Annotated in this window: 24 protein-coding genes and 4 pseudogenes; 7 read left to right on the top strand and 21 right to left on the bottom strand. The window is 41.5% G+C overall.

Features of this window, described 5'->3' with window-relative positions:
- Position 1: 1 nt before the first annotated feature.
- The 7 genes and pseudogenes from FC30_RS01320 to FC30_RS01355 all read right to left on the bottom strand — a co-directional run bounded on the left by FC30_RS01320 (position 2) and on the right by FC30_RS01355 (position 6,626).
- Entirely contained in the window at positions 2-1,954 is a 1,953-nt protein-coding gene (locus tag FC30_RS01320; protein WP_010688340.1) for a glucose PTS transporter subunit IIA, read from the bottom strand.
- Positions 1,955-1,972: 18 nt separating this feature from the next.
- Positions 1,973-2,866 carry an N-acetylmuramic acid 6-phosphate etherase gene (murQ, locus tag FC30_RS01325; protein WP_010688341.1) on the bottom strand — a complete coding sequence of 298 codons (894 nt, stop codon included), beginning with the start codon at positions 2,864-2,866 and terminating at the stop codon, positions 1,973-1,975.
- A gap of 3 nt (positions 2,867-2,869) precedes the next feature.
- Positions 2,870-3,910 carry a MupG family TIM beta-alpha barrel fold protein gene (locus tag FC30_RS01330; protein WP_010688342.1) on the bottom strand — a complete coding sequence of 347 codons (1,041 nt, stop codon included), beginning with the start codon at positions 3,908-3,910 and terminating at the stop codon, positions 2,870-2,872.
- Between the two features lie 158 nt (positions 3,911-4,068).
- Complete coding sequence (locus FC30_RS01335; protein ID WP_010688343.1) at positions 4,069-4,392, bottom strand: hypothetical protein; 324 nt, start codon at positions 4,390-4,392, stop codon at positions 4,069-4,071.
- Between the two features lie 20 nt (positions 4,393-4,412).
- Positions 4,413-4,670 (bottom strand): hypothetical protein, encoded by a 258-nt coding sequence (locus FC30_RS01340; RefSeq protein WP_010688344.1) that lies wholly within the window; start codon positions 4,668-4,670, stop codon positions 4,413-4,415.
- Between the two features lie 256 nt (positions 4,671-4,926).
- Positions 4,927-5,750: pseudogene (yidA, locus tag FC30_RS09860) on the bottom strand (sugar-phosphatase).
- A gap of 486 nt (positions 5,751-6,236) precedes the next feature.
- On the bottom strand, positions 6,237-6,626 hold the full coding sequence (locus FC30_RS01355; RefSeq protein ID WP_010688346.1) for a hypothetical protein: 390 nt from the start codon (positions 6,624-6,626) through the stop codon (positions 6,237-6,239).
- Between the two features lie 140 nt (positions 6,627-6,766).
- Here FC30_RS01355 and FC30_RS01360 point away from each other — a divergent pair, with 140 nt between their 5' ends.
- Both FC30_RS01360 and FC30_RS09695 read left to right on the top strand, forming a co-directional pair.
- Positions 6,767-7,327 carry a hypothetical protein gene (locus tag FC30_RS01360; protein WP_010688347.1) on the top strand — a complete coding sequence of 187 codons (561 nt, stop codon included), beginning with the start codon at positions 6,767-6,769 and terminating at the stop codon, positions 7,325-7,327.
- A gap of 674 nt (positions 7,328-8,001) precedes the next feature.
- Positions 8,002-8,199, top strand: a complete 198-nt coding sequence (locus tag FC30_RS09695) for a hypothetical protein (RefSeq protein WP_010688348.1) — start codon at positions 8,002-8,004, stop codon at positions 8,197-8,199.
- A 169-nt stretch (positions 8,200-8,368) separates the two neighbouring features.
- On the opposite strand, the gene FC30_RS01370 is transcribed toward FC30_RS09695, so the two are convergent.
- From FC30_RS01370 to FC30_RS01420, 10 genes and pseudogenes are all read right to left on the bottom strand, one after another.
- The gene (locus FC30_RS01370; RefSeq protein WP_010688349.1) at positions 8,369-9,190 is read right to left on the bottom strand and encodes a Fic family protein; all 822 of its coding nucleotides are present in this window, start codon (positions 9,188-9,190) and stop codon (positions 8,369-8,371) included.
- Positions 9,191-9,245: 55 nt separating this feature from the next.
- Positions 9,246-9,575, bottom strand: coding sequence for a hypothetical protein (locus FC30_RS01375; protein WP_010688350.1), 330 nt, complete (start codon positions 9,573-9,575; stop codon positions 9,246-9,248).
- Between the two features lie 114 nt (positions 9,576-9,689).
- A complete protein-coding gene (gene fucO / locus FC30_RS01380; protein ID WP_010688351.1) occupies positions 9,690-10,844 on the bottom strand; it encodes a lactaldehyde reductase in 1,155 nt (384 codons plus the stop codon).
- A 109-nt stretch (positions 10,845-10,953) separates the two neighbouring features.
- Positions 10,954-12,018: pseudogene (locus FC30_RS09700) on the bottom strand (PfkB family carbohydrate kinase).
- 213 nt (positions 12,019-12,231) lie between these two features.
- Positions 12,232-13,170 (bottom strand): pyrimidine-specific ribonucleoside hydrolase RihA, encoded by a 939-nt coding sequence (gene rihA, locus FC30_RS01395; protein WP_010688354.1) that lies wholly within the window; start codon positions 13,168-13,170, stop codon positions 12,232-12,234.
- Positions 13,171-13,192: 22 nt separating this feature from the next.
- Positions 13,193-13,378 (bottom strand): annotated as a pseudogene (locus FC30_RS01400) (nucleoside transporter C-terminal domain-containing protein); the annotation flags it as partial.
- A gap of 64 nt (positions 13,379-13,442) precedes the next feature.
- Complete coding sequence (locus tag FC30_RS01405) at positions 13,443-14,069, bottom strand: HAD family hydrolase (protein ID WP_010688356.1); 627 nt, start codon at positions 14,067-14,069, stop codon at positions 13,443-13,445.
- Positions 14,070-14,072: 3 nt separating this feature from the next.
- A complete protein-coding gene (locus tag FC30_RS01410) occupies positions 14,073-14,879 on the bottom strand; it encodes an alpha/beta hydrolase (protein ID WP_029507286.1) in 807 nt (268 codons plus the stop codon).
- On the bottom strand, positions 14,876-15,484 hold the full coding sequence (locus tag FC30_RS01415) for a metallophosphoesterase family protein (protein WP_010688358.1): 609 nt from the start codon (positions 15,482-15,484) through the stop codon (positions 14,876-14,878). The genes FC30_RS01410 and FC30_RS01415 overlap by 4 nt, the downstream gene beginning before the upstream one ends.
- 57 nt (positions 15,485-15,541) lie before the next feature.
- Complete coding sequence (locus FC30_RS01420) at positions 15,542-15,841, bottom strand: response regulator (RefSeq protein WP_081451879.1); 300 nt, start codon at positions 15,839-15,841, stop codon at positions 15,542-15,544.
- Positions 15,842-16,013: 172 nt separating this feature from the next.
- On the opposite strand from FC30_RS01420, the gene FC30_RS01425 reads away from it, so the two are divergent.
- Positions 16,014-16,763, top strand: a complete 750-nt coding sequence (locus tag FC30_RS01425) for a macro domain-containing protein (RefSeq protein ID WP_010688360.1) — start codon at positions 16,014-16,016, stop codon at positions 16,761-16,763.
- Positions 16,764-16,963: 200 nt separating this feature from the next.
- On the opposite strand, the gene FC30_RS01430 is transcribed toward FC30_RS01425, so the two are convergent.
- The 4 genes from FC30_RS01430 to FC30_RS01445 all read right to left on the bottom strand — a co-directional run bounded on the left by FC30_RS01430 (position 16,964) and on the right by FC30_RS01445 (position 20,724).
- Complete coding sequence (locus tag FC30_RS01430) at positions 16,964-17,731, bottom strand: DUF1129 family protein (RefSeq protein ID WP_010688361.1); 768 nt, start codon at positions 17,729-17,731, stop codon at positions 16,964-16,966.
- Positions 17,706-18,062 carry a PadR family transcriptional regulator gene (locus FC30_RS01435; protein ID WP_010688362.1) on the bottom strand — a complete coding sequence of 119 codons (357 nt, stop codon included), beginning with the start codon at positions 18,060-18,062 and terminating at the stop codon, positions 17,706-17,708. The genes FC30_RS01430 and FC30_RS01435 overlap by 26 nt, the downstream gene beginning before the upstream one ends.
- 24 nt (positions 18,063-18,086) lie before the next feature.
- Positions 18,087-19,232 (bottom strand): DUF3114 domain-containing protein, encoded by a 1,146-nt coding sequence (locus tag FC30_RS01440; RefSeq protein ID WP_010688363.1) that lies wholly within the window; start codon positions 19,230-19,232, stop codon positions 18,087-18,089.
- Between the two features lie 190 nt (positions 19,233-19,422).
- Positions 19,423-20,724, bottom strand: a complete 1,302-nt coding sequence (locus FC30_RS01445) for an MFS transporter (RefSeq protein WP_010688364.1) — start codon at positions 20,722-20,724, stop codon at positions 19,423-19,425.
- A 418-nt stretch (positions 20,725-21,142) separates the two neighbouring features.
- Here FC30_RS01445 and FC30_RS01450 point away from each other — a divergent pair.
- The 4 genes and pseudogenes from FC30_RS01450 (at position 21,143) to FC30_RS01465 (ending at position 25,179) form a co-directional block, all read left to right on the top strand.
- Positions 21,143-21,751 (top strand): annotated as a pseudogene (locus FC30_RS01450) (sugar O-acetyltransferase).
- On the top strand, positions 21,748-22,311 hold the full coding sequence (locus FC30_RS01455; RefSeq protein WP_010688366.1) for a GNAT family N-acetyltransferase: 564 nt from the start codon (positions 21,748-21,750) through the stop codon (positions 22,309-22,311). Before FC30_RS01450 ends, FC30_RS01455 begins: the two are co-directional and overlap by 4 nt.
- A 179-nt stretch (positions 22,312-22,490) precedes the next feature.
- Positions 22,491-23,768, top strand: a complete 1,278-nt coding sequence (locus tag FC30_RS01460; protein ID WP_010688367.1) for an MFS transporter — start codon at positions 22,491-22,493, stop codon at positions 23,766-23,768.
- Between the two features lie 16 nt (positions 23,769-23,784).
- Entirely contained in the window at positions 23,785-25,179 is a 1,395-nt protein-coding gene (locus FC30_RS01465) for a glycoside hydrolase family 32 protein (protein WP_010688368.1), read from the top strand.
- Positions 25,180-25,259 lie beyond the last annotated feature (80 nt).

The following is a 25,259-nucleotide window of genomic DNA, read 5'->3' on the forward strand; positions in this document are numbered from 1 at the left end:
CTCACGCTTTGATCTCTAATAACTCAGCTCCTTGTGTAACATTTTGGTCAGCCACCACTTCTACTGCTTGATATTCACTACTATTAGGGATGACGATCGGAGTGAGCGTTTCGAAGCCCTTAGCTTTTAAAAGTTCAAGGTCAACTTTCAACAACAGATCGCCAACTTTTACATGATCATTTACAGCGACAAAGCTTTCAAAGCCTTGCCCCCGAAGTTCGACGGTATCCATTCCGACATGGATCAATATTTCGATTCCAGCATCACTTGTTATCCCGACGGCATGTTTAGTTGGCAACAGTGAAGTTATTGTCCCAGAAACAGGCGCACAGATCTCACCTGTACTTGGTTCGATCGCTACACCAGCGCCCATCATACCACTAGAAAATACTTGATCATTGACACTTGCTAATGCTTTAACATCTCCGGCAACTGGTGCCACGATTTTAGCTGTTTCAAAATCAGCTGGTCGTTGAACTTTCAATGTTGGTTCGATGATCTCTTGCGGGCCATCAGCTTCATAATTATCCGCTTTCATTTTTGCGTCGGCTGGGATCCCGAAGAAATAAGTTGCTACAAAGCCACCGAGATAACCACCTAGTAACCCACATAAGTAGATCCACCATTTTCCATCAGCGATCAAAGGCAACAAGGCTACACCAGACGGTCCGATCGCGATCGCACCAGCATTGCCTAAAGCCCCGATGACTGCACCGCCGATACCACCACCGATACATGCCGTTACAAACGGTCGGCCTAATGGCAAAGTGATCCCATAGATCAAAGGTTCACCGATCCCTAAGATCCCAACGGGTAAAGCACCTTTGACCCGTTCAACAAATTCTTTATCCTTGCGCAATCTGATCCACAAAGCGATCGCTGCTCCGACTTGACCAGCCCCTGCCATTGCCAAAACTGGCAATAATTGAGTCGAACCTGTCTTAGAGATCATTTCTAAATGGATCGGTGTCAAAATCTGATGTAATCCAAACATTACCATTGGCAAGAACAAGGCCCCGAGGATAAAGCCGGAAATGCCACCACCAACATTCAATACAAAATTGATCGCTCCAACTAAGCTGGCCGAGATCACCCCTGCAACTGGCATGATCAAGAAGATCTCGATCAAACCTAAAACTAATAGACTGATAGTTGGCGTTATAATAATATCAAGTGATTCAGGCACGAGCTTATGCATTTGTTTTTCAAATAATGATAGCAACCAAACTGCAAAAATAACACCAATGATCCCACCTTGTCCAGGGGAAAGCGCCGCACCATTAAAAACATTTTTCAGTGGTGCATTCGGATCCATCCCGCTCAACAAGGAGACGGCCCCGATGACACCCCCGAGTGCTGGGGTCGCACCAAATTCTTGTGCCGAATTCAACCCGACATAGATCGCTAAATAAGTGAAGATCCCACCTTGAATGATCTTGAGTACTGTGATGATCTGAGTCCAGGTGGCTGCATCTAGCGTTCCAGCTGTGACTAAATTTCCTAAGATCGAAGCCAAGCCCCCGATCAAACCGGCCCCAACAAAGGCTGGGATCAAAGGAACAAAGATCTTAGAGATCGTATTGAGCAAAGCTTTGAATTCAGACGGTTTATTGTACTTAGCTTTAGCATCAGCCTTAGTTTTTGCCATCAATTCATCCATTGACTCTTGATCAGCGTGAGGAAATGTTTCGCCTAGCTTTACTCCGACCATATCGACCATTGCCTGGGCAACTTTATTGACGGTTCCAGGGCCAACAACGACTTGCAAAGTTTCATCTTCAACTACACCCATGACCCCTTTGATCTGTTTTAGACCAGCTATATTTACCTTAGAATTATCAATGATCGTCATTCTGACCCGTGTCATACAGTGGATCACTTTTAAAACATTTTCTGGTCCGCCAACATTAGTATAGATCTCACGGGCGATCCGCGTTACTTTATCTTCAGTCATCTTGCTTACTTCCTTTCATCAATTATCTAGTGTATCTTTGACAAAACCATCCGCTTGTTGCAATTTCTCTAACCCTGCTTTAGCCGAACAATTCGTCAAGATCATTACGATCGCTAATTTAACATTTTGCCCAGCTTCGGCAAATTTTTGTTCAGCTAATTCATAATTACAATCGGTAGCCTGCATGATGATCCGTTTACTGCGTTCAACTAATTTTTCATTTGTTGGTCTAACATCGACCATCAAATTATTATAGACTTTACCGATCTTGATCATTGAGATCGTTGAGATCATGTTTAAGATCAATTTTTGAGCTGTCCCGGCTTTTAACCGTGTCGAGCCAGTCAAAAATTCCGGTCCACAGTCTACCTCGATCGGAAAATCGGCATATTCAGAGATCTCGGCGTCTAAATTGCAGGCTAAACTGGCAGTCTTTGCTCCGATGCTTTGGGCATATTCTAAACCGCCGATCACATATGGCGTGCGCCCACTTGCGGCGATCCCTACAACAACATCATCTGCCGTCAAATCTAAAGCTTTAAGATCATTTTTAGCCAATCCTCGATCATCTTCTGCCCCTTCGACTGCTAGGGTCATCGCCTTCTTTCCACCAGCGATCAATCCAACGACTTGGGAGGCTGGTACCCCAAATGTGGGCACACATTCAGCTGCATCTAAGACGCCTAAACGCCCACTCGTTCCAGCTCCCAAATAGATCAAACGTGCCTTATTTTTAAATGCTGTTATAACTGCTTTGATCACAGGTTCGATCTGCGGTAACACTTTTTGGACTGCCAAAGCTACTTTTTGATCTTCCAGATTCATTTTTTGTAAAGCTTCTTGGATACTCATTTCATCCAAATGCAAAGTCGCTTCGTTTCTTCTTTCAGTTGTTAATTTTGCTAGATCCATTTCTTATTCCTCCACTAATCTAAATTTTTGTCCTGAACCGATATATTCCAGCAGCCCTAAATAGCCAGCGCTTACATTTCCTAAAACATTAACTTTAGGATCAGCTGGCAGATCTTGTTTGACCAGTTGAACTTCTCCTATATAACGGCCATATTTACAGTTATCGATCGTTAAGCTCCCACGACTACGAGGATGCGTATTTTCAGGGACGATCTGTGTGAGCACATGTTTGCGCGCATTGGCACTTCTAATGACTAACTCGGCTACATCCCGCCGATTTTCATGCTCACCCATAACTTGAAGACACAGCGGTATCTCTGGTTTTATACGCAAAGTGATCACCTGTCTATCAAAATATACCTTTAAGCGCTCCAGTGTATTGGCTTCGAGTCCTGGATCACCTAAGTAGACGCCAGTAACACCTAAATTTTTCAACTCGACCCAAGCCACCAACGGATCAAGATACCGCTGTTTTTCTAGCGTTGGCAACCCTTGATACAGGGGATATCTCAAATTTTTGTCTCCAGCAATAAAGGCATTGATCTTCAAACCATGTGCTCTCAAAAATGCGTTTTGTTCGCAAAAATAATTTTTAGCTAGTCCCGTTTCTGGACGCGGGTAGTAATTATGCCAAGCTTCTAGGCGAGTAAAATCAGCCCCTGCTTTGGTCAAAGTTATAATATCATTTGCTGTGATCGTGCTGGCATTCAGACCGATCGTAAACTCATGACTTAATTTAGCGATCATTGTTAGCTCGAGCTCATCATCAGCCCGCAGACCGGTAACACCAAATTGCTTCATTTGTTCTAACTCTAGCCCACTTCGCTTCAGAGCTGGGCCTGAAATGTCGACCATCAGAGCTAGCCCATTTTGCTGGGCTAGCTCACCCAAAGCCATCAGTCTAGCTTCATATTTAGTTGCATCATCTTCAGGCAAATTAAGCGAGGTGAATATCCCTTCAAATCCCGCCTGTGCCATCTGTTCGATATACTTTACTGTTTGTGGGGTGAGATCTTGGTCCATAAAAATCGAAAAACCGTTCATGCTTACTCCTTCCTAATGAAATATCATTTCATGTTTGCGGTTTCATTATACGATTTTTGAATTATAATTTCAAACAAAAAGTATTTTTATTTTATACTACGAAATATTATTTCTAAAAATATTAAAAAATACACCTTCAATTACTGAAGATGCATTTCTTAATAAGCTATTTCCCCAAATTCCCGGCAGATCTGCTTAGCCGACTTGCTCACAGCTTTGGCCAGCTCGCCTTCTATCGCTTCAGGCAAGATCTCAATGTCATGGGTAATATTTTCTTGTATCTCATTGATATATGAATCGAGCTCAGTCATCCCTTTTTCAAGAAGCGTATCTTTCTTAGCTAGCTTGCTTGGAGCTACAGTTTCCAATATCATCAAACGTTGTACTAATTTTTTGAGCTGTTTTAACGCAGTCGCGACCACCGTATGATCATTGGCCAAAGTTCCTTTGTATACCAGCTGAGTCTGGGTCTGAAGTGCCATTTAGATAGCTAAAGTGTTCATCATGACCGCCTCCTTTGCTGTAAAAATTCCACCTCTAATTTATCCTGTTGCCTCCGATCGTCCACACGGTATTCTTCCCATTCAAGCTCTAATTTTTGGCGATTTGTTCGATAAGCATCATGCGAGGTTTCGGCTAAGCTTGCATGCAATCGTTCCACTTTTGAAAGCTCCTGTGGCTCAGCATCGTTTTGGCGTAAACACTGATAGGTCACATCAGCTATCTCATAATAGATTTGGGCCAACTTGTGGTCGAGCATGGCAAGCTCTTCTTGCTGCTGTTCATATGCTTTTTACAGTTATCTTTGCTTTAGGATAGCGTTTTTGAATATAATCAGCGTAACCTAATGCAGTATCGAATTGGCTCACTGGTGACTCAAAGAGTTAGACCAGATCTTTGGTTTGAGATAAAGTTTCATCCACACTAAGACTCACTAATATCCGATGTTTTTTATAATTTGCACAACAAAAATAGACCTACACCGTTCAGCATAGGTCTAAGTCCTCTATTTATCGTTATTTTTTCAGTGCTAATTCCATGATTGCTTGGGCTACTCCATCATGGTCGTTATCCACGGTATGGTGTGTGGCAACTTCTTTGACCGCTGGGATCGCATTCCCCATTGCAACACCTGTACCTGCAAATTTGAGCATTGAGATATCATTTTCCTCATCCCCGATCGCCATCACATTATCCGCCGTCAAATCAAGGATCTCACACAATTTAACAAGTGCATTACCCTTATTGACGCCTTTTGCATAGGCTTCGTAATAAAATTGTGCTGTCTTCATCAAGTCTAAGCGATCTTTGACAGGTTCAAAATATTCCTGCTTGGCGATCGCAGGGTCAAGAATTTCAGCATCTTCGATATACATAGCTTTAACAAGCGGGATCTCGCGCATTTCTTCGGGCGTCCGATATGAGACCGGCATCGACACCAAGTTTGCTTCGTAGAGTGTGTAATAGCCAATATCCTTATTACACGTATAGATTCGCTCGGTATTGATCGCTTGGAAATGCAAATTCAATTTGCGAGCGATCGCTTCTAAATCGACAAAATCGTCTCGTCGTAGCTGATCCCTTTTTGGAAGATCAGCTTACCACTCGTGGTCTCAACGACTGCCCCACCAAAACAAACTACATATTGGTCATCTTGGTCCGCTAGATCTAGCTGGGCCAAGAAATCAGTCACTCCTGCTAACGGACGTCCTGTGCAAATGACGACTTTGATCCCTTGAGCAGTGGCTTGCTTGATGGTTTCTTTGACTTTTGGCGTTAGCTTCCCTTTAGAATTGACCAAAGTCCCATCAATATCGATCGCGATCAGTTTAATATCCATAACAATATTCCTACCTTCTATTGCATCTGTCCCTATTCTACACTAAAGCGCTACCAACTAACATATAATAATACTTTTGGACTAATTCTTTGATCTCAATTAGTTTTAGGCATATCTTAGCAGTTGGATCCCCATTTTTGCAGAACGTTCTCCCCACTATTATTACCGCTGTCTGCTAACACAGAGCACGGCTCCATTTAATATCCCCCATCATCGTATAGAAAATCTGTCAGTATTTTTTCATTATCTACCGTAACGGTTGGAATACTTTTGCTCAATGAAACTAGATCTGTCATACCCACTTTTTATCCACAAATTCCATATTATCTGGTGATGACCCTGCATCTGAAAGGACACTTTTTGCAGTTTTTTTTCGATTTTGTAATTGAGCTTTTTTCGATCGATCCATCCATAAATATTCCCCCATATATTATTTTGTGTTCTCATCAATATGCCACTACCTTATGAAGCAACATAAAATATATTTCAATCATCTTCTTCACAAAGTTCTTTATCTTCCCTAACAGTTTTAAATAAACGAATAAATTCTTCAAAACCTTCTGGCCAAGCGTTACTCCCACTTGTCTCTAGGATTTTGCCACTAGCTAAATAAGCAGTAAATGACCATTGTGTACCATCACATACTCCAGGAAAGATATAGTATTCTTGAAATTTATCTATCTCTAACCTATCTAAAACAGTATTGATTTGTTCAAATTGACCATTTGAAATAGTAACTTTAGTGATAATTGGTTTATCATCAACTAAACTCTCGCCCTCAATTATTTCCATATATCCTTCAACCAGATCCAATGTGTAAGCTTCAGCGGACCCAAGCCAACCATATTCACTATAAACTATTTTGTCTATCGTCATCATTTTCCCCTCATTTCCTAATACGCATAGATTCTACCACAACTCAGTGGCAGAATTTGCCACTAGATTTTTAAATTTGGTGGAATATTTCCCTGATCCCATTAACTATCATAGATAGTGTAAGAAATGGAGGAGTATATATGTTGAATACACAAGTCATCTATTATCAAACTGATGACGGGGGAACTTTCTATTTTCGCCAAAAAGATCTCACACTGATCGATGATCTTGAACGGGCTAGTCGGTGGAACACGAAAAAAGAGGCTCAGAAAGTTTTGCGCTCCTTGGATAAAAAAGCTTTACCTAATCAAACTATCTTAGCATTACCTAAGCTGAAAGTCGGCTGTGTCGATTACATTGAAGATTTTGACCTCACCCAAACGATGCTGAGTATTTCAGAGCCAACACCTGAAGATGAATTACTAAACGAATTATTGCAAATGGATCAAGCTGATTTTTTAGCACTGATCGATGATATTTCCCATATCATCATGGTACTGCCAGAGCTTAGAAATGTTCTCAAAAACGATGTTAAATACGCCGATTCAGTCATTCTTCAAGATTATCTACATACTATCGAATTAAGCGATTTTGATCCAAAAACTGGTTATCATCTGGCCCAAAAACTTAAACAAAGTCGGCAAAAACGGCGCTGTGAAAAGGACCGGCTCCAATTGATCTCTACTCTTAGTTTCTGCTGAAGATGATGTCACGATCACAGTTGAACGCGCTAAAGAAGCCCAAAGATTGCTTCACTCGATCCAAGGTGAGCGCCATTACCGCTATCACTCTAAAGATATTGAAAATGAATTCGGTGATATGCTCCCTGGGTCATGAAATCAATGGTATTTTAATACATAGTTACCTACTTTTTTAGCTAATTTTGGTATATAAATCAAATTATTTATTTTTTTCATCCTTTTTTGCTATTTTTCGCTGTTTTTCTTTTTTTATCTTTTTATTTTGGCTTCTATCCCCGCTACACCGCCATTTTTTCTTTTTATTTTCGTACACTTTTAACTATATTTTTTGATTAAATAACGAAATTTTGTGTAATTAGATACTAGTTCAAATTCATCTGATCACCAGTAAATGAGGGTTTACTCACAATTATTGTTTGAAGCAACTACTAGTTGGTAGTTACACTAGAAGTGGATATTTAAACAAAAAGACATTTAAAAGCAAATATCTTTTTTTCCATCGATCAAGTGTTAATATAAAATCATAGTCACACTAAAAATTCGTTATCATCGCCATTATTATCAAATTCAACCTAATATTTTCTAAAGAATAAAACAAGTAGGTCTAAAATAAGAGGTAATTATTATGAAGTATTTATATTACGCACTATTTACAGAAAATGAGCAGGGATAATATGTCTGACGCCCTTAAAATGGCACGCGATGCTTTGAGTGGCTACTTGCTAGTCCTAGAAGATCTTGATGACTCTCTGCCACCTACGACCCCGCCTGGAAAAATCACAGTTCCCAAAAATTCGCTATTGATTCCGATCGAAGTTGATACAACTTTAGCACGGGAACGTGAAGAAAATATTTTGCTCAAAAAACGCTAGTGATCCTAAAATACCTAAATGAATTAGCTAAGGATGAACAAATCAATTTTTCCGCTACATTAACTGAAGCATTGAAAGATAAATTAGATATATAATAAAATACACGACCAGGCATAGTATCTGATCGTGTATTTTTATCTATGTGCTATCTCAATCATTTTTGCCAGCTTTAACCCAATAGTTTATCCAAATAATTATCCGCTAAACATCGCGTCAACGGAGCATTTTTTATTTTGACCAAAATTCCACGTTTAGTCAAAATAGCTAGTGATGAACATATTTTTGACCAAACTTCATCTTTTAGATAATGTTTTACTTCATCATCCTTAAGTGCTCTATTATTCACTTTAAATAACGCAGCCTGCAAATATAAAAATACGAGCTTGCGCATAAATGGATCATCGATATCTTTTGTGATCTGAGCTTGTCCGTGATTTAAAAGTTGCCATTTTTCTTCAAGCTCAGTCAGCATTTTTTGTTGACCTTGTAGTAAGATCTGCATCATATCGCGCACGAAAAACGTGATCTCACCGTGATTTTTGGGTTCTTCTACCTCGACAAAAGCCTTATAATACTTAGGTCGCTCATGATCAACTTCATTTGAAAAGGTGATCGCCGTCAGCGGATCTAATTCGTGTCCCAAATAAACACAAGTCAAGTAGCGGCCCAGCCGGCCATTTCCGTCTTTGAATGGATGAATATATTCAAAATAGTAGTGGGCTATAAAGGCCTTCATAAGCTCCGGGAGACTTTTAGCATTGATAAATCTTATCCAATTTAACCAGATCTCATCTTGGATCTTCAGTATTTTAGGAAGTAGAACTAAAAATAACTCATATGTTTGTAAAGTCCGCTGTCCATGTTTGATGGGATTCAAGTATAAGCCCGTTTTTAAAGTCGTCACACCCCTAAAACGTGCTAAATACTCATTTTCAAGTGCTTCGTTAGGATGCTGATAGCTCCAGATCCGTAAACTTTGATACTTATCCATCCACTTACCTTCTTTGATTTAAGTGGAGTATAGCACTCGTTTACCCCGTTAACAATTAAAATTTTGGCCCACCGACACCCCGTAGATCAGCTAAGGCTTCACCTTGGATAAAAGTCTCCAAATTTAAAAAGCAAGCTTCTGTTTCCGGAGCTAAGGTCACTGCCTTAAAACCGATCAACCTCGTAAACAAGTTATACAACCGAAGCAATGCATAATCGGATGCCTTATAACTGGCACCATCATTATTCAAAATTTTTAAAGTATCCGCCAAAATTTCTAGCAGCTCACGTTCGTACTTAGTCGGGACAAATGTTTGTTGACAGCTATCTGCCAGTAACTTCACTAAACTGTAAGCTTTTTGTCGTAAAGCCTTATCCATCTTCATCGCTGTCCTTTCTAGCCTAAGTATACTAAAAGCACTTTGACTAGTTACAAACTTATGCTCAACAAAAAAATTGGATCAAAACTACACACTAGTAGCCTTGATCCAACTAACTTCTTATAGCATTGAACGATATAATTCGCTGATTTCTTCTAACGTCGTCTCACGTGGATTACCCGGAGTACAAACGTCACGATAGGCATCAGCCGCGATTTGGAGAATATCTTCTTCCTTAACTCCCAGTTCACGCAAATTCTGTGGGATCCCAACATCGATCCCTAATTGTTTGACCGCTTGAACTGCAGCTTCACGTACTTGGTCCAATGGCATTTTATCAGCATCAGCGATTCCAAAACGACGCGCGATCTCACGGTAGCGTTCACCGGTATATTCTTTGTTGTAATCCATGATCTTTGGCAATAATGTCGCACAAGCCACCCCATGAGGTGTATCATAGTGGGCTGATAACGGATGCGCCATGCCATGAACTAGACCTAAACCGACATTGGAAAAGCCCATGCCGGCTAGATATTGCCCTAATGCCATCTGCTCACGACCTTTTTCTGAGCCAGCGACCGAATCACGTAAAGATTTAGCGATCACTTCAATTGCTTGCAGATGCAACATATCTGTCATTTCCCAAGCCCCTTTAGTGATATAACCTTCGATCGCATGGGTCAAAGCATCCATCCCTGTTGCTGCGCACAATCCTTTAGGCATCCCCAGCATCATATCACTATCGATAAACGCAGCTACTGGAATGTCGTGGGGATCAACACAGACAAATTTACGCTCATTAGCCTTATCTGTGATCACATAATTGATCGTCACTTCCGCTGCGGTTCCCGAAGTTGTAGGAACAGCAAGGATCGGTAACGTCTTATTTTTAGTATCAGCGACCCCTTCTAAACTCAAGACATCACTGAATTCGGGATTAGTCACAATGATTCCGATTGCTTTAGCTGTATCGATCACCGAACCACCACCGATCGCGATGATATGATCGGCTTGAGCACTTTGGCAGGCCTTGACCCCAGCTTGGACGTCTTCGATCGTTGGATTAGGCACGATCTCGTCAAAGATCTCATATTCAAGACCGGCTTCATCTAAGATCGCCGTCACTTTCGTTGCCACGTTGAATTTCAAGAGGTCCTTATCAGTCACTACCAGAGCCTTTTTAAAATGGTTCTTGTTGGCTTCGGTCACGACTTCCTTGATCGCACCCTTACCAAAATACGAAGTCTCGTTTAATATCATTCGATTTACACTCATCTGCACTTCCTCCATCATTAGTATTATACCCTTATTATCCGCCAAACGTGATTACGCTTACAATTTTAAGGACCTCACTTTACAAAAAGTTAAATTCCCCAAAATATCCTTAATTTTCAATGATCTCACTTAATTTAGGTGTCACTGCCTCATTGACTTGGACTGTAAGTGCATCGGCGCTTTGCATCAGAGCTAGTGTTTGGTCAAGATCTTTGGCCTGCAATTTAGTGTAGACACTAGCCGCCATGATCGCTGCGCCAGTACCGTTTGTGTTGACTAATTTTGCCTTATGGTAGGCGATAAACTTAGCTGCCGTCGGGGTTTGATAATAGATCCCTAGACCATCGACATAGACACAGACACGTTCACAGCCCCATGACTGCAATTTATCTGCGACCATTTGAGCTTGTTTTTCACCCGTGATCTCGATCTTAGTAAGCAATTTAGCTTCCACACCGTTGATGACTAAAGTATCGATCTTAGTTTTAGCACTAAATAGATTTTTTACTTTATCTATCCCTACTGCTTTAGCAAAGATCGGAACTGTCACGTTTTCATAGATATAGTTCAAAGTTTCAGCTGGTAAATTAGACTCGACCACCACTACTTTAGCTGCATTTATCTTAGGCAAACGCTTTACGATCACTTACGGTGTCAATAATTCATTGATCTGCATATCATCGATCCCTGCGATCCGGCGACCATCGACATCATTTAAATACACATACGTAGCCGTCGGACGTTCGACCCGCAAAGCATCACTTAGGTCTAACTCATTATTTTGGGCTTCAGCTTGGAACAGATCACCGTTAGTATCATTTCCATACACCGTGATCAACTTTGTCTTGAGCCCTAGATTATCCAAGTTCGTAGCAATATTACGGCCCATCCCTCCGATAAATGAATATACTCGGCCCGGAGTCGATCCTGTAGTACTTACTTGGGCTTTGGCAGCCCCCAATACGTCTAAATTGACAGCTCCGATCACAGTTACTTCATTTTCCGCTGGAAAGACATAACCCCGACCAACGATCAAGCCTTCTTTGATCAAGTTAGAGATATGCGATCCGATATTTGAGCGCGTCGTTCCGGTTTTTTCAGCCAATTGTGCCTGCGTGATCAAGGAATCTTGCTTGATCAGTGCTAAAATTTCTTGTTCCCGCTTAGTTGCCAAAATAAATCTCCTCCGTTAATGTCATTAGCTCAATTATACCATTACAGTGTAAAGAATTGCGGTAAACTCCTAGGAAATAACAATATCTCAGTCAGGAGGCGCTTTTTGCCTCGTGGATGAGATATTGTTATTTCCTAGGAGTTGCAATTCGGAGCACGACTTCATTACAGTGCGCAAAAAAGGTGGGGGCTCTAACTTCACCACCTGATTTACTCACCCAAATGAGCGCAATGAATCCATGATAAGTTGGATAAATCTTGGCCGATCGATCCCTGACATGACTTCCGTATTCTTTTCTTTACCCGTCAACTCATAGTAATCACAAACCGTCTCACCGCGAGTCAATTCACCCGTTGTTTCAACATCCACGTTCATTTTCTTGGTTTCAAACAGCGTCTCATCGATCAACCAAGCGATCGTACATGGATCATGTAAAGGTGCGCCATCAAAGCCCCATTTAGGATCTTTATGGTAAATTCCAAAGAACTCCAGTAACCCATGAAAGGCTTTGGCTACTTCATTATCGATCTGTCCTACTTGTTTGATCTCATCTTCTAAGATCTGTGCTTGATGAGTCACATTTAACGGTGCCATCACCAATGGGATCCCCGCATTTAATACGATCTTGGCGGCTTCAGGATCAACAAAAATATTAAACTCGACTGATGGTGTCCAATTACCAAGTCCCATAGCGCCACCCATAAAGACGATCTGCGCTAATTTTTCCTTAGCCAGATCAGGATAGACGCGCAAGAATAAGGCAGCATTGGTCATCGGACCCGTTACCACTAAAGTCACCTTTTCATCACTTTCCCGTAAAACTTTCGCCATCAATTCGATCGCGGTCATTGGCTGAACTTCAAATGTCGGTATCGGTAGCTCAGCCCCATCCAGACCGGATTCACCATGAACATTGCCTGCTGTTTCCAATTCTTTGACTAGTGGCGTCTGGTTGCCACTAGCCACGGGGATCTGGGTTTGCCCTAATAATTGTAAAGTCCGCATTGCATTATTCAAAGTCTTTTCGGGTGTCTGATTCCCAGCCGATGTTATCACCGCTTTCAATTCGATTTCTGGAGAAGCTACTGCTAACAATAGTGCTAAAGCATCATCATGCCCTGGATCACAATCCAAGATAATTTTTTTCGTCAAAATCACCACGTCCTTTCATACTTTAAAAATACAGCCCGACGATCGTTCCCGTCAAGACAGATGCTAAGGTCGCCCCAAGTAAAAGTTTCATTGAGAACTTGGCTACATAAGCACCTTGCTTTTCACTGATCGCTTTTAATGAACCAGTGATGATCCCGACCGTGCCAAAGTTAGCAAATGAGACCAAATAGGCTGAAACGATCGTATTATTAAATGATCGCTTAAAAAGCCTTCCAACTTCTCTAAATGAAGCGGAAGGCTTTTTAATATTTTTAGATCTCACCCAGTTGTTGGACTTCTGTGAGCGCAAAAGTTGGCTTTTGTTCCAAGACAGCCTCCCAATCAAAGGCTCCCCAGTGAACGCCCGCCGTTTTGACTCCTGCTGCATATCCCATTTGGATGTCATAGATCGCATCCCCGATCATGACTGATTGCTCTGGATCAAGTCCATAGCGCTCCAACAAGACATCGATCCCATCTGGAGCGGGTTTATAATTTTTTACTTGGTCTGATCCGACTAGATCATCGAAGTAGGTAGCGATCTGCAAAAGCTCTAAATTGCGGCGTAGTGCTTCACTGTGCTTACTAGAGACCGCATAGATCTTTTTACCATTCTCTTTCAACTTAGCTAACACTTCTTTGATCCCCGGATATAACTTGACCTGACTAGCTTCCAGTGCCTGATAATGCTCCCGAAAGCCGGTAAACATCGCTGGTAGCTCAGTCTTAGCCCCCATCAGTGGAAATGACTTTTCGATCGGGATCCCCATGTAGCCTCGGATCTGGTCACTACTTGGCAAAGGGAGCCCAAAATCCTTAAATGTCGCTTGGGTCGCTAAAACCGCAGTCTCCCCTGAATCAGCCAAAGTTCCATCAAAATCAAACATATAATTTTCCATCTATTATTTCCCCCATAGAAACTTGATCAAAGCGCGATCAACTTGTGAATTATTGTGCAACTTACTGTGTTGCCCCATTTTACCACGGATCTCTTTTTCTTGATAATTTTTAGCGCGTGGACTGACTAAATAGCGCAAGGTTTGTGCCGACTTGACTGGTACTGGTCCATCAGACTCACTTCCATCCAAGACATCACCATAAATATTCAACACCTTTGCCCCTGCTGGATAGGTCTCACGTAAAACTAAAAAATTCTCAAAATCCCCCGCTGTGACATTGGGTCTGCCTGCTTGATCAAGCGTCACATCAGCAGGCATTTGGTCGACTAACCCGTTAGGAAAAGCGGCTAAGGCTACTTGCTTATTTAATTTGGGTAAATTAGGATCACCAGCATTATCGCGCAAATAAAATAAAATCGCCGAATTACCCATCGAATGTCCGACAAAGTTTAGCTTTTTAAATTTATACTTAGTCTGTAAAAGCTCAACGGCTGCTTTTAAGTATTGCGCTTCCATCATCGCATTGACATTCTTGTTATTTTCAAAATTGATCTCGACCAGTGGATCCTTGGCATTTTTAGGTAAATCCCCAACTAAGTGGGCCTGCCCGTAAATATCGACATCAATGCGCACAACGGTATTAGTCACTTTAGCTTTGACAGCTGCCTTGACCATGTGCTCCTCAGCGCGGTAACTACTGCCCCAACCGTGAACAAAAAGCGTCGGGATATTTTCTTTAGCTTGGGCGGTCTGCATGCTAAATAGCAAGCACGCTACGAGGCCTAATAATATTTTTAGTATCTTTTTCATCGTCTCTTTAAATAATCATCCTTTTTAGCTTCAACGATCGCTTCAACTTGTGCCATTGAAAGTGGCTGGCCAAATTCAGGTTTAGTTGTTAGATAATCAAATTCTGGTGAATCCACTCCAACATTGATATTTTCCTTAGCATTGACGGCATAGTGATGGATATGGCCGTGTAAGTTGATGATCTTTGGTGCGATACCAAGCATCAGTGGATAGTGTGTCAGGTAGTATTGGCGGTGATCGTATTTGATCAAGGCACCTACGTCATGGAAAGTAAACTTAGGCTTGCCGTTGACCTCATAATTGTGTTTGGCTAAATATTTAAATAAAGCTCGATTATCGTGATTTCCCTTGATCAACACTAAATTGCCATTCAAACGTTTTAAAACATCATAAACGTCTTGCTGGGCCTTTCTTTCCGGCCGGATAAAATGCACGGCGATATCACCTAAATGATAGACCGTATCGCTTGGATCGACCACTTTATTCCAATTTTCAATGATCGCTTCATTCATCATTGAGGCTAACAAAAAAGGACGGACCGCAAAATCCGTGATCCCTAACAAATGTTCATCAAAAAAATGCGTATCTGAAGTTACAAATATCATCACTTCACCCCCCAAAACTTAGTATAACCGTCTTAGGTAGCTAGCGCAAAACCAAAGTCACGCTTCTTCGATAACGTAGCCTGATTCCCGCTTTTTTCGCCGAAGCAAGGCCCGGATCCGCGCTAGTAATTCTTCAAATTCAAAGGGTCGCACCAAATAATTGTCCGCCCCGATATCTAAGCCCTTGACCCGATTGGCTAGGGAGTCTTTAGCCGTCAAGATCAAGACGGGAACGATATTTCCTTTTTGGCGTAACTTTTCGATCAGGGTAAAACCGTCCATCAACGGTAACACAACTCCTATTAAATAATGATCCCCCCTATGATGCGTGTTGCATTTTGCATCATAGGGGATCATTATTTATGCAAGGTCAACTCACTTTGAATCACTTTCTTACCTTAATACAAGAAATCTATTCTCAAAAAGCTCAGACCTATCCACTGTAAAATTCTTAAAAATTTTTCTATAATGAAGTGACGGCTTGAAACAACAAAGGACCGCCAATCTGTAACGGAAGCGAATATATTTTATGCAAATTACCGAACTCTTACCCGAATTGATCACTAAACTTGCACCAACCGGGCCTTTTCCAACTGATGTCTCAGCCCAATTTGCCTACTGGCGTCAACTTGTGACTAGACGCCAGCCAGGAGACTTACCCAAACATTACTTACAACAAGAAGATCAACTATTAGATCTCATCTGGCAAAAGCGCGGCTACGTTGAACTCAGCGATCTAACCGAATATAGACCGGGAATATATTTGGCCAAAGGTGATCTAACACGATTGAAAGTCGATGCGATCGTCAATTCTGCTTCAGACCAAATGCTTGGCTGCTTTGAACCAGAACATATCTGTTTGGACAATGAGATCCACGTTCTAGCCGGGAGTCGGTTGCGCGAAGAATGTGCTTTGGTGATGCAACACACGCACCTAAAACCTGGCCAAGCTCGGATCACTGCTGGGCACCATCTACCAGCCCAACACATCATTCATGCCTTAGCACCTAAAGTTACGGGCGAACCGACCTTACAACTCCAACAACAGCTAGCTGCTTGCTATGAGGCTACTTTGACATTAGCGCTAGAAAATAACCTCCGCTCGATAGCTTTTTGCAGTCTAGGGACTGGACATAAAAATTTCCCCAGCCCATTAGCTGCTCAGATCGCACTCGATGTCACTGAAAGCTTTCATGCTAAACATCCTGAAGTAAAAATCATTTTTTGCCCTTATAAAGACATCGATCGTAATCTTTACCACTATTTATTAAATAACTAGCCAAAAAAGGAACTGAAACTCTATGAGTCTCAGCTCCTCTTTTGTTGTATCAACACTCAGTGACTACTTATCAGATCTCTTGTGTCTTCGCCAGCCGATCAAGATACCTAAGCTAGCCAATCTATTTACCTAATTCTTTGTAAATATAGCTAATAGTCAACGTATTTTCTATGACTTTGCCTACTTCACCTAGATAAAATTTATTTCTTAAATTTGAATGCTTTAAATGTTAAGATCAGTGCAAACACCACCATTAAACTCACTTGGCCCCAAAGTGTTTGAAAAATGTTACTTGTGAGCGGTAAATGCACCAACGTAGCCACAAAAGCTAAAGCTACAATGTAGAAAAGCCCACTACGAAAGTAATCAGGCCACTTAAAATATAGTCCTAGATAAATCACAAATAACAGCCCGATCCCCCACAGTATCGTAGGGCCAAGGGGATAGATCAAAGTTTTTGGCGTAAAATGATCACTCAATAGCAATACCCCTAAATAGATCATGAATGCTACACCCGTGCCCAAATAGCTACGCCACGGGACACGGTTGAAAGCATCATTGCCCAGCAAAGTAAGCATGATGTTGAGTAAAATGACCATCCCGACTATCTCAATAACATATTCGACAAGATCGATCTCGGTATGCATAAATGCTAATAATGTTAGCAAACAAAAGATGAATACACTCAGACTCAACTTTTCTTTTAAGTTCGTTTGCTTATCAGCATTTATCTCAGTTAGTAGTTCATCGGCTGCCATCTTAGGATCAGTGCCAAAATATTGTTGTGCTGTTTGCCCTTCCGCCTGCGCTTCGAGCATATCCTGCAAGATCTCTAACAATATTTCTTCTGTTACTACCTCGTCTTTACCTTTTGCCCGTAAATATAACAAAAGCTTTTCGTAATATTTTCGATTCTCAGGCGTTAACTTTTCACGTAAATGGTTATTTTGTTCGCTCAATAGCTCCATCCATATTTTCCCCTGTCTGTTCGATGACCGCTGTCACTGTCGCTGTAAGTTGTTGCCAATCAGTAATAAAATTTTGGGTCTGCATTTGGCCACTAGTAGTTAAGTGATAATACTTTCGCTTTGGTCCCTCATTTGACGCACGTAACTGACTTTCTAAATAGCCTTGTCTTTCTAGTTTTTGTAAAAGAGGATAGACCGTCCCTGCACTGAGATCAAAAAAGCCTAAATTCTGTAGCTTGGTAACTAATTCATAGCCATAAACTTCTTGTTGGCTGATCACTAATAAGACACAGCCTTCCAACGTTCCTTTCAACAGTTGTGAATTATTCATCAGCTTCACCCTCCTACGCCCCAATTATATATTTTCTCCACTACTATGTAAAGCATAATAGCGAAATATCCCTGTAGATGTGCGCTTTGTCTGATATAACCAACTGGTGTAGTTCCGATATAGTGCTAAGCGGTTTTCACGTGAAACATTTTGCCAGCATAAAATGTCAGCGATACCATTACTATTTACTAGATCTCCGTAACCGTTTGCCTCTTTTTTAGCATCACCATCTGCATGCCAGAACTTTTTCGCCCGTTTCCGCAGATCAGATTCAAGCGGATTAACACCATCAAGATTGCCATGTGAATAGCGATAGCGCCACGGCACACGCCCTTTTCCATGTGGGATCCCATAATTAAAAGATTCAGTATCTGCCAATGCTCGCAATTCTGAAACGGTGTATTTTTCAGGATCTGAACAAAATTTTCCTGTTTTTTCCTGCTTGATCACATTCCACTGACTGACAAACTCCAACGTATCGACATTGATGATAAATTCTACCATTCGTGCATCGTTGAAACGCGAAAAATACCCATAGCTCGAGTTTTTAGCTAGTTGTACCTTCATATTTTCTGGTACAAAATCACTTTGTTCAGCTAAGTGGCGATTGTGATAATTTGCCCCCGTTTCAAAATCCAGCTCCACGCCACATTGCTTGGCATAAACGGCTAAACGCCAAAAATCATTGGGCAAAACCGGATATGTTTGACGTAAATAACTGATGGCTTGCCGATCGATATAACCCCGGAAAAGATTTAAGCGTCGAGTAAAATCAGAATTTTCTTGTACTAACGGTCGGCTATTCTTAGGTGCTTTTCCATATAATTGCAAGACTAAAGTTCTAAAAAGCACATTAAATTCAGCTAACGGTGCGAGGTCAGCCCAAATATGATATTTAGCTGTTGGAGCAAGCTGTAAAAAGTTATGTTCATCTACATATGTTCCCAAATGATTCAACACTAACTGAATTTTCAAGCGTGCTGGCAACCAAGAGCGCTGCAACATTTTAGTATATAGTGGGGTCCCAACTTCATGGATCTCTTGCCAACAATCTATCGGTGAGCTAGCAGCTTGTTTGAAATAGTTTCGCCGGTAATAGCGTAAACTGCGCTTATCCCAACCTTCTTTAGCTAAATTTGACAATTGCTGTTCTAACGTCATCATCCCCATCGTATTCCTTTCGCTTTTTAAGTAACAATACCATGAAAATAACTTTCTTTTCACGCAAATGACTTATTTTGCAAAAACGTGTGAGAAAAAGCAACTCCTAGAAAATAACAATGTCCTACTTATGACGCAAAATACGCATCATAAGTAGGACACCATTATTTATACGGAGCTACCCGTGCAGGCAAACACTCTATTTAGTATAATCCACATCCTTAGTTTCCTTAGTTGTCAACCAAGCGATAACTGAAGCTACTGCTAGGACGAACATATATAATCCCGCTGCGTGGAGACCAAAACGTGCGATCAGCCAAGTCGTTACTGATGGAGCTACGGCAGCACCTACTACCGCTGCTAAATTATACGTGATCCCCGCACCTGAGTAACGAACTTTGGTCGGGAAAAGCTCTGGTAAGACCGCACCAACTGGGCCATACAGTGTTCCCATGATGACAAAGCCAACACTTAAGAAGAGAAACATCCCTAAAACATTGTGTTGACCACTTAAAAAATACGGGAAGACTAACGAAAAACCAACTAAGCCAACTGTAGCTATCAATAATACCTTTTTACGTCCAACTTTATCCGCTAACATCGAAGTCGTCATGATCAAGACTGCAAATTCAACGATCGCTCCCATCAAAAACAACAACATTTCCGAATGGCTAAAGCCCAACGCTGTCGTCGCATATGCTAAAGACCAAGTCGTCAAAGTGTAAAACATCGCATAAGTCCCACCCATGATAAATGTTCCTTTAACGATATCTTTCCAATAGCAGGAAAAGAGTTCCTTAAGTGGCGTCTTAGTCGTGGTGTCATTTTCTTGTGCCATTTGGAATAACGGTGTCTCTTGCAAATGATGACGTACATATAACCCGATCACTACCAATACCGCAGAAACTAAAAATGGTACGCGCCAGCCAAAAGCTAACATCTGCTGTGGCGTCAATAATTTTTCAAGTACAAAAAATAAACCATTACACAAGAAAAATCCCAGTGGAGCACCAACTTCTGGGAATGCTCCGTATAAAGCGCGTTTATCAGCTGGTGCGTTTTCTGTTGCTACTAAAACTGCCCCTGACCACTCACCGCCAAGCCCGATCCCTTGGACAAAACGACAAGCGCATAAGAGTAACGCACCCCAAACTCCAACACTGTGATAACCCGGTAAAAAGCCGATCGCGATCGTTGCACCTCCCATGACTAGCATCGATAATACTAAGGTCTTCTTGCGACCCAAGCTATCGCCAAAATGCCCGAATAAAAATGAGCCGACTGGGCGTGCCACAAAAGCAACACCAAAAGTCAATAAACTCAAGACCGTTGCCAATAGTGGTGTCATCTGTGGGAAAAAGACCTTGGGAAAGTACGCAGCTGCAGCTGTCCCGTAAGCATAAAAATCAAAAAATTCGACCGCTGTCCCGATCATCGAAGCTAAGATCACCGTCTTGACTGAACTTCTAACAACTGCTGTTTCCTGTAATTTTGTTTCCATTTCTATCGTCCCCTTTACTTATGTATCTACTGCACCATAACTACTCGATATTTTCGACCCTCCTTTGAAATTTAAGCTACAAAAAAGGCGCGCCAACCATTTTCGTCAAACAGTTGTCGCGCCTAAAAGATCGAGACTTCCTGTCTGCACCAGCTGTGATGCAGACGAGCTAAACTATCCGCACCACCTAAGAAATGATCCGAATAATAATAATGCTGTTGTTGGCTTGAGATCGTTTAGCCATTGTTCTCATCTTTTTTCGCCTCACTTAAATTTGATAAGCCAAAGTTTATCACACAATAAATTAAAAGACAACAAGAATATTAATTAAAATTTTAGAAATAACAGTTAAAACGCTTGTTTTCCGCTTTTTGATAGCGTATACTTTATAAAAATTATTTTGAAAGGAAGTGATGGTATGCGTGAAAAATTGCATACCGGCGAACTATATCTACCTACCGATGAGACGATCGTAGCCGAACAAACCGCCTGCCTAGAATTACTCTACGATTTCAATCAGACGCGCCCCCGTGAACAAAAAAAGCGCCGTGAACTATTACAAAAAATGTTTGGCAAGATCGGACCAAATTGCTATATCGAACCACCTTTTCATGCTAATTTTGGAGGTAACCATTGTTACTTTGGTGATCATATCTACGCTAATTTTAATTTAACTGTGGTCGATGATACTTATATCCATGTTGGAGATCATACAATGTTTGGCCCCAACGTGACTTTAGCAACAGCCGGGCATCCGATCTTACCCGAACTCAGACAAGCAGGCTACTAACATAATCAAGCGATCCATATCGGAAAAAATTGCTGGTTAGGAGCTGGAGTCGTCGTTTTACCCGGCATTACGATCGGTGATAACACGGTAGTCGGCGCTGGGAGTGTCGTCACTAAAGATCTCCCCGCCAATGTAGTTGCAGTCGGCGATCCTTGTAAGATATTGCGTCCGCTAAATGAATATGACCGTAAATATTACTTTAAAGACCGCCAAATAAAATGGGAGGAGTTAACATGACATCTTTGAATCTACCTTTAGCAAAATATGCAACGCTTGAAACCAGTCGGCTGACGCTTCGGCCAATTCAGTTAAGTGATGCCGCTGATATGTTTGAATATGCGAGCGATCCTAAAGTGATCGAATATGTTAGTTTTGAGCAACACCAAACTTTAGCTGACACTCAAAAAGCTATCGCTGATCACTTCATGGTGGCTCCTTTAGGTCGATTTGGGATCATTCATCGGCAAACAAATAAATTTATTGGGACGATCAGCTTAATGGATCTGACCCCACATGGTGCTGAGATCGGCTATGTTCTCAATCGTAAATTTTGGGGCCAAGGCCTAGCTCCCGAAGCTGCCCAAGCACTGCTAGAGCTAGCCTTTCAACACTTAGACCTAAAATACATCCAAGCTTACCAGCTCACATCTAATCCGCAAAGTGCCCGTGTCCTTGAAAAGATCGGGCTGAAATGTATCGGGACTTTACCAAACTATTTACCTTCAGCCGCTGGGATGCTCGATACCAACCTTTGGATGATCACTCAGGCTGAATATACGGCGTCCACTCCCCATTAAAATTACGCCTGACTTTGCTATTTCTTCAGGGTCAGGCTATTTATTTTTTAAATTTATGTTAACCGGTTGACACAAAGAGGAAATAAATGATATAACTAAATTATAGAAAGAAAGCGCTAACACAAAAAATGTCAACCGGTTGACATTTTTTTGATTCTAATTTGGGAAGGTGAAATTTAATGAATTGGCAACATAAACTCGGTAATTTAAAAAATCCATCGTATCTCCAAAGTTCGAGCACCATGTTTTTATTCTTTGCTTCATGGGGCATCTGGTGGAGCTTTTTCCAACTTTGGTTAACTTCTAAGTCAAATGGTTTAGGCCTCTCAGGTAGCGAAGTTGGGACTATCTTTTCGATCAACTCAGTCGCCAGCTTGGTTCTAATGTTCATCTATGGCACGATCCAGGATAAATTATTCATCAAACGGCACTTATTGATCTTTAATGCTATTCTGGCAACTTTGATCGCTCCATTTTTCATCTTTGTTTATGCTCCCTTGCTTCAAAGTCACTTTATGCTAAGTGCATGGCTCGGAGCACTCTTCTTGTCGGCAGCTTACCTCTCAGCTGTCGGGGTCTTAGAAGCGACTACTGAACGTTTTTCGCGCGTCTTTGGTTTTGCTTATGGCCAATCACGGGCATGGGGCTCATTTGGTTACGCTGTTTCCGCGCTGATTGCCGGTTTTATCTTTGTCAAAGATCCAAACCTCAACTTCATCGGCGGTTCCTTGATCGGGCTTTTCTTGCTTTTAGACCTGCTGTTTTGGAAACCTAAAGAAGAACGCGATGCTTTAAAAGCAATCGATGAGCTAAAATCAGATAATTCTACCCCTAAATTAAAGGATATGTTTGGGTTGCTCAAGTTGCCTGTCCTTTGGCAGATCATCTTTTTTGTAATGTTTTCTTGGACTTTCTATAACGTTTTCGATCAGCAAATGTTCCCTGAATTTTACACCAGCCTCTTTTCTTCTGCCGAAGTAGGCCAACAGACATACGGAACTTTGAATAGTATCCAAGTTTTCATTGAAGCATTGATGCTTGGTCTAGTGCCGATCCTTATGAAAAAGATCGGTGTCCGAAAAACTTTACTTTTAGGAACGGCCATCATGTGTTTGCGTATCGGTCTTTGCGGTTTTATCACTGATCCGATCGCGATCTCTGGTGTCAAAATGCTCCACTCACTCGAAGTTCCACTCTTTGTTCTTTCGATCTTTCGTTACTTTACCTTGCATTTTGATACTAAATTATCGGCAACTTTATATATGATCGGATTTCAGATCGCAGCTCAAGTTGGGCAAATTATCTTATCAACACCACTAGGGATCTTGCGTGATTCGATGGGCTACAGCATGACATTTAAGATCATCGCCCTCATCGTCTTGATCACTGGTATCTACGGTTTCTTTATCATCAAAAAAGACAACGAATTTGTTAACGGACAGCCACTAGAAAAATAACTAAAGGAGAATTTTTATGAAACAAATGATCAAATTAAACAACGACCGCTATCGCTTAGGTTATCATGTCAGTGCCCCAGCTGGTTGGATCAATGACCCAAATGGTTTTTGTTATTACAAAGGCTATTATCACATTTTTTACCAATACCATCCCTACTCCGCTGACTGGGGTCCAATGCATTGGGGACATGCCCGCAGTAAAGACCTCGTGCACTGGGAAAGTCTTCCGATCGCGCTTGCCCCTGACACCAAAGCCGATGAAGATGGCTGCTTTTCTGGCAGTGCGATCGTCAAAGATGACGTCTTGTATCTGATCTATACTGGTCATCATTATTATGATGATGGTGATCCAGATCATTTCTGGCAAAATCAAAATCTAGCTTACAGCACAGATGGGATCAATTTTACCAAATATGAAAATAATCCGATCATTGCAAGCGCTCCCGAGGATAACACCCACCATTTCCGTGATCCTAAAGTTTGGGAAAAAGATGGCAAATACTACATGATCTTAGGTAGCCAAGGAAAAGATGGTGTTGGACGGGCGATCACCTATCGTTCTGATGATCTCAAAGATTGGCAATATTTAGGTGTGATCGCAAAAGCTAACGGTTTGACCACAGAAGGCTTTATGTGGGAATGCCCTGATTTCTTTGAATTGGCTGGTAAAGATATCCTCTTACTTTCACCCCAAGGGATCGAAGCACAAGGCCAAAAATATCTCAACTTATTCCAAACAGGTTATTTTGTCGGGAATTTCGACTACTCCACTAATACCTTTGAACACGGCGGTTTCACTGAGTTAGATCACGGTCATGATTTTTATGCGACCCAAACAACACTGGCTCCCGATGGTCGTCGGCTAGTTTTTGGTTGGATGGATATGTGGGAAAGTGAATTTCCGGAAAAAGCTGATGGTTGGGCGGGTGCTTTGACCTTACCACGTGAATTAGAGCTAAAAGATGACCAGCTCTATATGCGTCCTGTTAAAGAAGCAGTTCAATTACGGACTGCTGAAATTTCTGCTTGGAACAAACAAGTGACTGAAAAAACTTTGCTCTGCGAAAATGAGCAGCAAGCGGAGATCGATCTGACTCTTACAACAGATCAAGCATTTGAGCTCGCCTTTACTGATCAAGATAAACAAGTCAAGCTCACTTTTGATCAAGCAACACATACTTTTACACTCCTAAATGGTGATGCTCGCTATGCTTCAATCAAGCCTAATGCTGAGTTTAAACTCCAGATCTTCATCGATACTAGTTCACTTGAGATCTTCATCAATGACGGTGAAGCTGTCTTTACTGAGCGTTTCCACTTTGATAATGCGCCACAGGTTTGGCTCACTGCAAAAGCTCAATGTTTGACACAAGTTTATCACTTAGACGGTCAAGCGATCACATTTGAATAATAGGCTATCTAGTGAGACGTGTTCAACAGTCCAAGTACTGTTGAACACTCTTTTTAACTCTTCGGCTAAAATTTTGCTAA

Origin of the sequence: Ligilactobacillus animalis KCTC 3501 = DSM 20602, from assembly GCF_001434535.1 — a bacterium.
GTDB lineage: Bacteria > Bacillota > Bacilli > Lactobacillales > Lactobacillaceae > Ligilactobacillus > Ligilactobacillus animalis.

Bases quoted from the DNA above. Each gene is read 5' to 3' on its own strand.
- FC30_RS01320 (WP_010688340.1), bottom strand. From the start codon at position 1,954: ATGACTGAAGATAAAGTAACGCGGATCGCCCGTGAGATCTATACTAAT.
- murQ (WP_010688341.1), bottom strand. From the start codon at position 2,866: ATGGATCTAGCAAAATTAACAACTGAAAGAAGAAACGAAGCGACTTTG.
- FC30_RS01330 (WP_010688342.1), bottom strand. From the start codon at position 3,910: ATGAACGGTTTTTCGATTTTTATGGACCAAGATCTCACCCCACAAACA.
- FC30_RS01335 (WP_010688343.1), bottom strand. From the start codon at position 4,392: ATGGCACTTCAGACCCAGACTCAGCTGGTATACAAAGGAACTTTGGCC.
- FC30_RS01340 (WP_010688344.1), bottom strand. From the start codon at position 4,670: ATGCTCGACCACAAGTTGGCCCAAATCTATTATGAGATAGCTGATGTG.
- FC30_RS01355 (WP_010688346.1), bottom strand. From the start codon at position 6,626: ATGACGATAGACAAAATAGTTTATAGTGAATATGGTTGGCTTGGGTCC.
- FC30_RS01360 (WP_010688347.1), top strand. From the start codon at position 6,767: ATGTTGAATACACAAGTCATCTATTATCAAACTGATGACGGGGGAACT.
- FC30_RS09695 (WP_010688348.1), top strand. From the start codon at position 8,002: ATGTCTGACGCCCTTAAAATGGCACGCGATGCTTTGAGTGGCTACTTG.
- FC30_RS01370 (WP_010688349.1), bottom strand. From the start codon at position 9,190: ATGGATAAGTATCAAAGTTTACGGATCTGGAGCTATCAGCATCCTAAC.
- FC30_RS01375 (WP_010688350.1), bottom strand. From the start codon at position 9,575: ATGAAGATGGATAAGGCTTTACGACAAAAAGCTTACAGTTTAGTGAAG.
- fucO (WP_010688351.1), bottom strand. From the start codon at position 10,844: ATGAGTGTAAATCGAATGATATTAAACGAGACTTCGTATTTTGGTAAG.
- FC30_RS01405 (WP_010688356.1), bottom strand. From the start codon at position 14,069: ATGGAAAATTATATGTTTGATTTTGATGGAACTTTGGCTGATTCAGGG.
- FC30_RS01410 (WP_029507286.1), bottom strand. From the start codon at position 14,879: ATGAAAAAGATACTAAAAATATTATTAGGCCTCGTAGCGTGCTTGCTA.
- FC30_RS01415 (WP_010688358.1), bottom strand. From the start codon at position 15,484: ATGATATTTGTAACTTCAGATACGCATTTTTTTGATGAACATTTGTTA.
- FC30_RS01420 (WP_081451879.1), bottom strand. From the start codon at position 15,841: ATGATCCCCTATGATGCAAAATGCAACACGCATCATAGGGGGGATCAT.
- FC30_RS01425 (WP_010688360.1), top strand. From the start codon at position 16,014: ATGCAAATTACCGAACTCTTACCCGAATTGATCACTAAACTTGCACCA.
- FC30_RS01430 (WP_010688361.1), bottom strand. From the start codon at position 17,731: ATGGAGCTATTGAGCGAACAAAATAACCATTTACGTGAAAAGTTAACG.
- FC30_RS01435 (WP_010688362.1), bottom strand. From the start codon at position 18,062: ATGAATAATTCACAACTGTTGAAAGGAACGTTGGAAGGCTGTGTCTTA.
- FC30_RS01440 (WP_010688363.1), bottom strand. From the start codon at position 19,232: ATGGGGATGATGACGTTAGAACAGCAATTGTCAAATTTAGCTAAAGAA.
- FC30_RS01445 (WP_010688364.1), bottom strand. From the start codon at position 20,724: ATGGAAACAAAATTACAGGAAACAGCAGTTGTTAGAAGTTCAGTCAAG.
- FC30_RS01455 (WP_010688366.1), top strand. From the start codon at position 21,748: ATGACATCTTTGAATCTACCTTTAGCAAAATATGCAACGCTTGAAACC.
- FC30_RS01460 (WP_010688367.1), top strand. From the start codon at position 22,491: ATGAATTGGCAACATAAACTCGGTAATTTAAAAAATCCATCGTATCTC.
- FC30_RS01465 (WP_010688368.1), top strand. From the start codon at position 23,785: ATGAAACAAATGATCAAATTAAACAACGACCGCTATCGCTTAGGTTAT.